A 9800-nucleotide genomic window follows, 5' to 3' on the forward strand; every position below is an offset into this window, starting at 1 on the left:
TCCTCCCAGAAATACGGGGCCGGTAGCGCCTTGGCGAATTAGGCTGGATACATTCGCGCAAAGCATCTCGGCCTGTTTTTGCAGGACTTTAGCTGCCATGACCGAACCTTGATCGAACGCGGTGAAAACCGACGTGGCATGATACGCGAAAGCAGCGGAATTCAAATTGCGGCACAAGCGCTCGTTTGCCTGCCCAATTTCTGGAATTTCCAGGCTTTCACACAAAAGGTCGTTAAGCGCATCCCCCGTTAGGCCGCAGTCATTTACAGCTAAGCACGCTCTTATCGCTTCGCGTACAATGCCTGCGCCACCACCCTCATCTCCCAGGAGCCAACCCCAGCCTCCCGCCGTGACAAGCGAGCCGTCCGGCCGACGAGAGACTGCAATTGAGCCGGTCCCGGCAATCAGTGATATTCCACCGAGGCGGCATGCAGTTGCGGGTAAGAGTTCCGCGTCGTTGACGACCTTCACCTCCCATCCCGATGTCTCTCGCAATGCTTTTTCGCAAGCTCGCAACCTCTCATCGCTGTTGCAACCGTTAGCCCCAACCACAGCCCGAACAGGTGTCTCATTCCCCAGTGAAGCTTCGACAATCTCCACAAGGCGCAAGCAATCCTGCGCGCTGTAATTGTTCAACCGCCAAGACGCGGTAGGAACCGTCATATCCAAAACGAGGTTTTGGGCACAACCCGCCATCCAGCGGGTCTTTGTGCCGCCAACGTCAACACCAAGAAAAAGAGATTTCGATCCAGACATCACTGAGGCTGTTCTGCTGAACTCGCCAAGAAAACGTCGGCCCCTCCAATAATCGTCCTATGAAGGTTTAGCTCTTTATCCAGAACAAGAATGTCGGCCAGCTTTCCTGGCTCGATGCTACCGACAACGTCTGAAACTCCAACGAGTTCGGCTGGTGTTAGAGATGCCATGCGGATAACACTTGGCAGGTTTTTTCCGACCGCCCGAGCCATGGTCTGCACCATCTTGTCCATTCCGTGCATCGAGCTGGCGAGACCGCCGTCTTCTCCCCGCACCGTGCGACCGTCACTGTAAACCCACGTGCCGTCCTCGTGCGATCCAAACCGATATTTCCCGGCTGGCGCGTCCATGGCCCGGTTCGCGTCGGTAACCAAGCATGTCCTGTGATAGCCGATCATCTCATAGGCGAACCGCAGAAGATCATCGGAGAGGTGGTAACCGTCAGCAATTACTTCAGTGCTCATCGCATCATTGAAAAGTACGTACTGCTCCATTCCGGCCTGCATTGGCGTTCCGAACCGCTTGCGGAGTGACGAAACCGAACTCATCGCGCACCAGAAATGGTCAACATGTCTCATACCTGCAGAGAACGCAGCCTCGAGTTCGCTCCAACACGCATTTGAATGGCCACAGGTTATTAAGCAGCCCTTATCCTTGGCGAAAGCAAAAAACTCCAGTGCGCCTGGAAGTTCGGATGCACAGGTAGCAATCTTGATAATGGGTTTGGACAGGAAGTATTCGTACTCCTCGCGAACAGGGTCTCGGCGGCCTTCAACCGAATGCACGCCGACTTTGTCTTCCGCGAAATAGGGTCCGTAGAAATGGATACCGGCTATACGAGCACCATCAAACGGTTTCCAAGACGCTTGTATAGTTTCGCACGCAGTTACCATGTCATCTAATTGTTTAAAGGACCCAGTTGTGGTCGTCGGAAAAATCGAAGTCGTGCCATGTTTGGCATGAGCCACATTAACCCTCCTAACGGCGTCGACGTTTCCATCCATATAGTCGGCGCCTGCAGCGCCGTGCACGTGGATGTCAACAAAACCCGGCGACAAAAACTTACCAGAACAATCGAGGATGTTTTCCTTTATATGCTTTGGTGAAAACTCCTCGATGCCAGATATCATTCCCTGCTCGCAGCGGATAACAGCGTTTTCGACAATTTGGTCGGGAAAGATAACATTGCCCTTGATAAGCAGATTGCCCATAATACGCTCCATGTCTGTGGATTATTATGCGCGTCTTTACCGATGTGTGCAGAAAAATGCAATGGAGAAATACCTTGTCTTTTGACTCTACCCCGGATGAACGCCGGGAATTCATACTCTCAAGTCTGCAAACCAAAGGACGGCTTTCAACAACCGATCTCTCCGAGCATTTTTCGGTTTCTGAAGACACCGCACGGCGAGATTTTCGTGAAATGGCTTCGGCCGGCTTGATTAAGCGCGTCCATGGCGCAGCACTACCAATCTCGCCTGGCACGCTGCCCTTTCAGGGACGTTACAAAATTGCCGCCGATGTAAAAGTGAAATTGGCGCGCCTCGCTGCTCAGTTGGTGCTTCGAGATCAAGTCGTCATCATAGATGGTGGCACGTCCAATCTCGAGCTGGCGCGACAGTTGCCAACCGATCTGCGGGCCACAATAGTCACAAACAGTCCACTGATTGCTACAGCAACGACCGAGCACCAATACCTCGAAGTTATCTTGTTGGGAGGGGTGTTCGACAAGCGCAGCCAAATGACTTTAGGGGCTCGTGTTTTGGATCAGCTGCATTCAATGAATGCAGACCTCTGTTTCATTGGCGTTCATGGTATGCACGAGGATTTCGGTCTCACCACAGCGGGCTATGACGAGGTAGCAGTGAAGTCCGCGATGATGGAGGCCGCCGCTGAAGTCGCCGCGATCGTCACGCCTGATAAATTCGGCACGGCGGCAGCCCACAAAATTGGCCCGCTCTCGCTTGTCGACACAGTGGTAACTGAAGATAGTGTGAAAAGCCGTACTTGGATTGAGTCAAGGAAACTCAAAGCACTCTACAGCTAATGCGATGATAAAACGAACTCCTTTAAGGAGAATGCGACAGGATGGCCTGCGCCTTATTGAGGTCTCGGAATGCCGCTATCGCAGCCATTGTCTCTTGCTCCCGCGCAACGGCTTCCTGACACCCTTCAATATTCATGTTTGCTTTGCAATAACGAAGCGCGCTTCGCATGTTACGCTCCATTTGATCAGTATGCTCGGGTGCCCAGTTTGACCTGAGACCCAATTTCCCTCCAGTTTTCGGGAGAGTCTTGGATTTTCTGAACCGCTCCCAAACGTTGGACCAGCGGAAGCTAGAGTTTTCCGGCTTCATTCAGGGGAGCGGGCTGGTTGCGCTTCCCGAATTTATCAGTGAGATCGGCACCTTGTTGCCAATCGCACCATGTGGTCGTTCTTCGTTGTAGTATCTACGCCAATCCTCCATCTTTTCGCGGGCGTCCGCAAGTGTCAGGAACCAATGCTGGTTCAGGCACTCGGCGCGGAAGCGGCCATTGAACGCCTCGATAAAGGCGTTGTCGGTTGGCTTTCCAGGGCGTGAGAAGTCCAACGTAACGCCCTTGGAATAGGCCCAGAGGTCCAAATCGCGCGACACGAACTCCGTCCCTTGGTCGACGCGGATCGTCTTTGGATAGCCAGCTTTCGAGCACACCCGTTCGAGGGTTTGCACAACGTCTTCGCCGCGATAGCTATGGCGTGGATCAAGCACCGGCACATAGCGGGAGAAGGTGTCGACCATCGTCAGCACACGCAGCTTTTTGCCGGTTGCAAGTTGATCGTGGACGAAGTCCATTGCCCAGACATCGTTCGGTCCGATCGCCATTTGCCGATCCTCCCTAAGTTTGGCTTTCACCCTGCGCTTGGGTGTCTTGTTCCGCAACTGCATCCCCAAGTCTCTGTAAATCCGATATGTTCGCTTGATGTTGGTGCCCCAACCCTCGCGCTCCAGGAGCACATGCACGCGCCGATAGCCGTACCGCACACGGATTTCGCAGATCTCGCGAATACGACGCTCCAGGCCGGCCTGATCAGCACGGCGAGAGGCATAGTGGTAGGTTGACCGATCGAAGTTCAACGCTCCACAGGCACGCCGGATCGAGATCATCCAATCGCGGCACATGCCCTTCACCATCTCCCGCTTCCGAGCAGGCCTCAGAGCTTTCGGCGGATGACATCCTGCAACATCTCGCGGTCAAGCGTCAGATCCGCGACAATCTTCTTCAATCGCGAATTCTCTTCCTCAAGCTGCTTCAGCCGCTTCATCTCTGGTGGCAGCATACCCGCGTATTTTTTCTTCCAGTTGAAGTAGGTCGCCTGACTGATCCCAGCCTTCCGGCAGATCTCCGCCACCGAGACGCCTTCATCACCCTGCTTCAGAATGAACGCCTTCTGAGCGTCCGAAAACTGCGATGCCTTCATCGTCTTTCCGTCCTTTCCCAGCCAGGAAAATGCACCGGAAAACTCTAACCAAAAATGGTCCAGTTTGAAGGGTTCAGATCAGACTAGAGGTGTGCCGCCATGGTCGTCCCTTGAAAGACACCTTCTGAAAATGGCGGCAACGACGACCCTAGTTGGGCCTCGCCTGCGCCGTTCGCAACGGTTCTGCAAGCCAATTCACCAAGTGTCTATCGATTGCATCCACGCCGGAATTCATCTCCAGCATTGCCTCTCTAACTTGGTTGAATGCTTCGGTTTGCTTCTTCTGGAGCCCCTCAGCGATCCTCATCATGCTTGTCGCGTCTGACGAGGCCTGCAATTCCTGCATCCTCTGTTCTGCATCGTTGCAGAATACCGCGTATTGGGCGTTGATAGACCCTATCTGCTGCAAGGCACGTTCAACTAGACCGACCACCTCGCTCGTTCCGCTAGGGGGGCGATCAGATGAAAACTTGAAGTCGTATGTCCGCCCTTCATCTACGTATTTTGTACGAGCATTCTCCAATTCAATTTTGCCTTGGTTTAGCGCGTTCGACTGTACGAACTCATCCGGAGCAATAGCGATACTCTCGAGTCCTCCAATATTGCAGTCGCCGGGCACAAGAATGTCTTTACTAAGGAGTGCGGCGGCATCCTGCCGCGAGCGAAGTGTTGACTCGTAGGTTTCTGCAAAATCAGAGAATGGCTTTGATAGCTGTTGCTGGATACTTTGCATGGCATCTTGCCGAGCTCGCTCGGCTGCCAATGCGGCCTCCATCTCGTCGGGGCTTTCATCCAAAGGTTTCGCACTTCGGGAGGCCCCGTGCGCTGGCTCTACGGTATCAGCCACGGTTCGGTTAAGAAATCCAGGAGAGCCGACAAAAAGCAAGCTCGCTCCCGCACAAAGAACCACCGCAGCGGTGGCGAGAGCACGCCGAAAATTTTTCATAGGATCATCATCCAAATTGCATGTTTATATCGATATGGGTAATTAAATGAAATCTTCTCGTTATGCAACGCTGTTCGCTAAAAGACCATTCTTTCATATGGTTTCATTGACCTCCCACCCACTGAGGTTGCTGCAATGGGTTCCAAAATGAAAAATGGCAGTGTGCCTAGAGATTTACATCACAAAATGAAGCGCGTATTTTTGAAGTGGTAGACTCGATGATGACCCCATATCGCCGACCCAATTTTGCATTATAAACAGTTAGTTCTGTGCTTTTCGCCGTTAATTCCCAGACAAGTCAGTCGGTGGCGGTCATGATGCACGTCTCACCCTAGCCACTTTACCCGCTCCGTAAGGACGCCTCATCAAACGATCAAACCAGACACCTAAGCGCTTCGAAGGCCGAGGCCTTTGATTACGCGGTCGCGCTTGCGGCCAAAGATAAGAATGTGCATTATCGTGCAAAAGGAGATGCCAATGGGAATTGCGGGTCGAGTGTTTCTCGGGGACACAAAGATACTTTCCGACGACTGGTACCTTCCAAAAAGGACGACTTTCAAATTTCTACGGGCCGACGAAAGTTGGAAGCGTCAGAGCCGGGAAACCTACGATCGAGGCAACGCAGTGACTATGCTCCTTTACGATCCGGATCGACTAACGGTCCTGCTGACTCTGCAGTTCCGATATCCCGATTTCGTAAACGGTCACGATGACCTCATGATCGAAGCTCCTGCCGGACTACTGGATCAAGCCGTGCTCGAAGATCGAATTCGTGCCGAAGTTCAAGAAAAGACTGGCTTCAGAGTCAATGAGGTGCGCGCTATCTTCGACTCCTTAATGAGCACCGGCTCGGTGACCGAGCGACTACACTTTTTTGTTGGAAGGTATTCGGCAGCAGATAAGGTTGCGGATGGGGGAGGCAATGCTGACGAGGGCAAAGACATTGAACATCTAGAGCCAACAATCGAAGAAGCGCTAGATATGATCTCCGAGGGACTGATCCGAGACGACAAGACTATAAGGCTTTTGCGATATGCGGCATTGCATTTGTTCCCGGTCAAGGTAGATTCTTAATGTTCCACCTACGTCAAACGCGTCAGGGGGACCTCCCCCGTAATTTTGAAATCTGGAAAAGTTCCGTCGAAGCGACGCATCACTTCCTGTCGAGAGAGGACTTCTTGCAGATTGGCGATTTGGTGAAGCATCAATATCTTCCGGCAGCAGACTTACTGGTTGCAGCCGACAACAACGATGAACCTCACGGATTTATGGGTGTATCTGAAGCTCATATCGATACTCTTTTCGTGCACGCACATAGTCGCGGAGCTGGTATCGGCCGTATGCTTGTTGGCCGGCTCTTGGAGGCACACGATGCGATCACCGTTGATGTGAATGAGCAGAACCTTTCAGGTCGAGGCTTTTACCACCACCTTGGCTTTGAGGTTTTTGATCGTTCGGAACGCGACGATGACGGTCGCCCTTACCCGCTGCTGCGCATGCGGCGCACACGTAGCAACACTCATGGCATGAATGTTTAGGTAAAAAGCGCGTGTCTCAACTGACCCGGCCGAGCACGATGTCAACCGCCTTCCGTCAGGACCTTGGCTTGTCGAGCTTGGCGCATTAGCCAATTCTCAAAAATGCGTTGGTTTTCTGTTTGTTGTCTGCCTTCAGCGGAAACGAGCCAGTATTGGGAGGCTGACTCCAGCCTTATGGGCAAGGGGGAGACAAGATCGCCGCGCATGACCGCTTCGGCTGCCAGTATGTCGACTGCCAATAAAAGTCCGTGAGAATTAATTGCAGCCTCAAACGATATTGAAGGGTCTGCATAAGAACTCAAGAAATTCAAAGGAAACAAACTCTCCAATTTGGCAGCGCGCAACCAGTTTGGCCAGTCGGCTTCGGTGCTTGAATCTCTAATTATTGGCAGATGGCGTATGTCCTCGGGCCGTCTAACTTTGGCTGCGAATTCGGGCGAGCAGACGACCAGCAACGAGCAAGAAGAAAGCTTTCTGCTTTTGACGAGAGGCCACTTTCCTGCACCAAAACGGATGCCGCAATCAATCTCTGATCGTGACAAGTCGGTCACGAAACCGTTGATTTCGAGGTTTAAATCTATGCCCGTGTGTCTTTGCGCAAAGTCTGGCATTCGGGGAATTAGGAAACGCCCTGCAAATACATTCCCGACCGTGATACCCAACGCCCTTTGTCTGGCCGGCTGTAGTCGAGCAGCTGCTTCCGCCAGGTTCTCGAAGCCGACCGCCAAAAGAGGAAGGGTCGTCGCGAGGATCTCGGTTGGGATGAGGCCGCTTGAAAGACGCACGAAAAGGCGAGTTCCGAGTCGCTGTTCCGCTCGACGAATATGTTGGCTGATAGCGCTTTCTGTCACTCCTATTTCCGAAGCCGCAGCGCGCAGCGAACCTTTCCGGGCAACTGTATAAATTGCCCGCAAGCTATTCAGAGGAACCGAAGAAAGCGTTGATTTGTCAGTGTCCGCCATGAAGATTTTCTAAACCCAGACGATGAAAAAGTCCATTGTAACCGAGCTTCGCTCCCCATACTCACATCTCATAGACAAGGAGCCAAAGTGGAAACTCTTATTAAATGGATCTGGCATTTCTTCCAGCACTCTAACGTTCCGCGCGAGCGAACGATTGACGACATGAGTTTTCGGGAATGGGCGGACATTCCCCCATTTCATCCGTCTACGAACGGCTCGGACTCCGCACTTCACTCAATAGAATGAGAGCTCTCTAGCAACGATTCACTGCCCGAATTTAGAAGCTTCTAGACTTTATTTTCAAGAGTTCATTTCCGTTTCGCTGATACTTGAGAACAGATGAAAAACACGTTTTGGTATAATAACAACTTGCCTTTTGTTGAAGCACGCGCTGTTGAAGACGGTCATAAATTCTGTTTCGATAAACATAGCCATGAAACATTGTCGATCGGCATTATACGACAGGGGCGCGCCAGATTCTATAATCGGGGGAAGACAGTAGAAATTGGAAGCGGCGAAGTTACGGTGATGAACCCAGGAGACGTACATGCCTGCAATCCGATAGCAACATCGCCATGGTCTTATTTGATGTTCCATGTCGATGTCGACTGGTTTGAAACACTCAATGAGACTTCTGAAACTGCCATTCAAAGCATTTTTGAGTTTACTGAGAGCGTCGGCAGCACTCCAAAGCTCTTTACCCGGTTCACTGAGCTTTACGAGATATTGATTCGGCCTGATGTAAACTGCCTTGAAAAAGAAATTGCGATGATTGAGAGTTTTACGGAGTTAGTTGATATTTTCGGAACGCGCCGGCGTCTTCCACCATCTGACAGCGACCGGCTCGTTATCGCTGCCAGATTTATTCGTGATAACTGGGACAGGAAGTTAGGCCTCAGCGAAATATGCACGGCGTCAGGTCTTTCAGCCTCATATCTCACACGATCTTTTCGCCAGCGATTTGGCATGACACCCTACGCTTATTTAATTAACCACCGAATCCAGGAAGCGCGTTACATGCTTCGTAATGGTTTATCGATTGCCGACGTCGCCCACGAGGCACTGTTTTTCGATCAAGCCCATTTTCAGCGCGCCTTCAAACGCTTGACCGCCGTAAATCCTGGGGCATTTGTGCACTCATTGAGGGGCTAGGGTCGGAAAAATGTCAAGTAGATGGCGCTGACTGTAAGAAGTGAAGCAAGGAACCGATTTATCCACGCGAGCACAAGGGGGGTTCGTATCCACTCACTGACGACAGCTCCAGCCAGCGCCCAGCTACCTATCGAGCCATAACAAATTACGAAATAAAGTGACGCGAATACGAACAGATCACCGGGGGCATCACCAGCCGCAAAAATGCCTATTCCCGAGATCGAAGCAAGCCATGCCTTTGGGTTCAACCATTGAAGCAAGCCACCTTCAATAGCAGTGGGTGGTTTTCGATCTTCGCTTGTAGATATTTTACCTCCATCGGTAGCCAGACTTACCGCCATGTATGCGAGGAAGACAACGCCTGCCCAGCGGCTAATAATGAGAAGTTCAGGCAGCCAATTGTGCGTAGCTCGCAAAAAGAAGCCAACCGATAAAAGTAGTAATGTGAAACCGAAAGTCGCTCCAGTCACGAACGCGACCGATCGCCGGAACCCAAATTGCATTCCGGCCGACAGTGCCACAATATTAACCGGCCCTGGGGAAAATGAGGCAGCCAGTGCAAATGTGGCCATTGAAATGATTACCGCTGTCGACATCGTCCGATCCCTTGTGAACGTCCGGACGAGCTAGCAAAGCGAGTGTAGCTCGTATTGTAAAATACTGACCATTTGACGGATTCCATTTCGCCACAGGGTCACTTGAACAACATGACAGCATTTTTGGTGCGGGCTTCAATCGCCTCTGACTCAGCTGCCGCAGCGAGCACTTCGTACGATCGAGCCGCTGTCTCTCCGGAGATCGATCTAATTGGACTTCATTGGGCTTCACAGATTCCGTTGCAACCCTCTGTGCAGGCGAAAGTGGCAGCAAAGGCCTGAACCGCCCCGGCTTTGCCGGAGACCCCAACTCGTGAGAAGTAGGGTCTATGACAAGCAAAACGACGAACAAATTTTCTCCTGAAGTCCGCGTCCGCGCCGTTCGGATGG

9 protein-coding genes are annotated in these 9800 nt (G+C 52.0%); 4 read left to right on the forward strand and 5 right to left on the reverse strand.

Features of this window, described 5'->3' with window-relative positions; genetic code table 11:
* Window positions 1-755: 755 nt before the first annotated feature.
* Complete coding sequence (locus ASC86_RS15765; protein WP_056323065.1) at window positions 756-1967, reverse strand: amidohydrolase family protein; 1212 nt, start codon at window positions 1965-1967, stop codon at window positions 756-758.
* Window positions 1968-1993: 26 nt separating this feature from the next.
* On the opposite strand from ASC86_RS15765, the gene ASC86_RS15770 reads away from it, so the two are divergent.
* Window positions 1994-2803: a DeoR/GlpR family DNA-binding transcription regulator gene (locus tag ASC86_RS15770; protein ID WP_082510238.1), complete on the forward strand. Its 810-nt coding sequence runs from the start codon at window positions 1994-1996 to the stop codon at window positions 2801-2803.
* A 310-nt stretch (window positions 2804-3113) separates the two neighbouring features.
* On the opposite strand, the gene ASC86_RS15780 is transcribed toward ASC86_RS15770, so the two are convergent.
* Together ASC86_RS15780 and ASC86_RS15790 are read right to left on the reverse strand one after the other, a co-directional pair.
* A protein-coding gene (locus ASC86_RS15780) for an IS3 family transposase (protein ID WP_156387079.1) occupies window positions 3114-4216 on the reverse strand; the annotation gives its coding sequence in 2 pieces (ribosomal slippage) (window positions 3114-3955 and window positions 3955-4216; 1104 coding nt in all).
* Window positions 4217-4364: 148 nt separating this feature from the next.
* Window positions 4365-5177 (reverse strand): hypothetical protein, encoded by an 813-nt coding sequence (locus ASC86_RS15790; RefSeq protein WP_156387080.1) that lies wholly within the window; start codon window positions 5175-5177, stop codon window positions 4365-4367.
* 462 nt (window positions 5178-5639) lie between these two features.
* On the opposite strand from ASC86_RS15790, the gene ASC86_RS15795 reads away from it, so the two are divergent.
* Both ASC86_RS15795 and ASC86_RS15800 read left to right on the forward strand, forming a co-directional pair.
* Entirely contained in the window at window positions 5640-6236 is a 597-nt protein-coding gene (locus tag ASC86_RS15795) for a GDP-mannose pyrophosphatase (RefSeq protein ID WP_056323078.1), read from the forward strand.
* Window positions 6236-6700, forward strand: coding sequence for an acetyltransferase (locus ASC86_RS15800; RefSeq protein ID WP_056323082.1), 465 nt, complete (start codon window positions 6236-6238; stop codon window positions 6698-6700). Before ASC86_RS15795 ends, ASC86_RS15800 begins: the two co-directional genes overlap by 1 nt.
* A 41-nt stretch (window positions 6701-6741) precedes the next feature.
* On the opposite strand, the gene ASC86_RS15805 is transcribed toward ASC86_RS15800, so the two are convergent.
* The gene (locus ASC86_RS15805; RefSeq protein WP_082510240.1) at window positions 6742-7662 is read right to left on the reverse strand and encodes a LysR substrate-binding domain-containing protein; all 921 of its coding nucleotides are present in this window, start codon (window positions 7660-7662) and stop codon (window positions 6742-6744) included.
* Window positions 7663-8001: 339 nt separating this feature from the next.
* On the opposite strand from ASC86_RS15805, the gene ASC86_RS15810 reads away from it, so the two are divergent.
* A complete protein-coding gene (locus tag ASC86_RS15810) occupies window positions 8002-8814 on the forward strand; it encodes an AraC family transcriptional regulator (RefSeq protein WP_082510241.1) in 813 nt (270 codons plus the stop codon).
* Here ASC86_RS15810 and ASC86_RS25305 read toward each other — a convergent pair.
* Complete coding sequence (locus ASC86_RS25305; RefSeq protein WP_200943824.1) at window positions 8811-9410, reverse strand: LysE family translocator; 600 nt, start codon at window positions 9408-9410, stop codon at window positions 8811-8813. The two genes, ASC86_RS15810 and ASC86_RS25305, sit on opposite strands and share 4 nt — an antisense overlap.
* Window positions 9411-9800 lie beyond the last annotated feature (390 nt).

The sequence above is a fragment of the Rhizobium sp. Root1212 genome (assembly GCF_001424985.1).
GTDB lineage: Bacteria > Pseudomonadota > Alphaproteobacteria > Rhizobiales > Rhizobiaceae > Pararhizobium.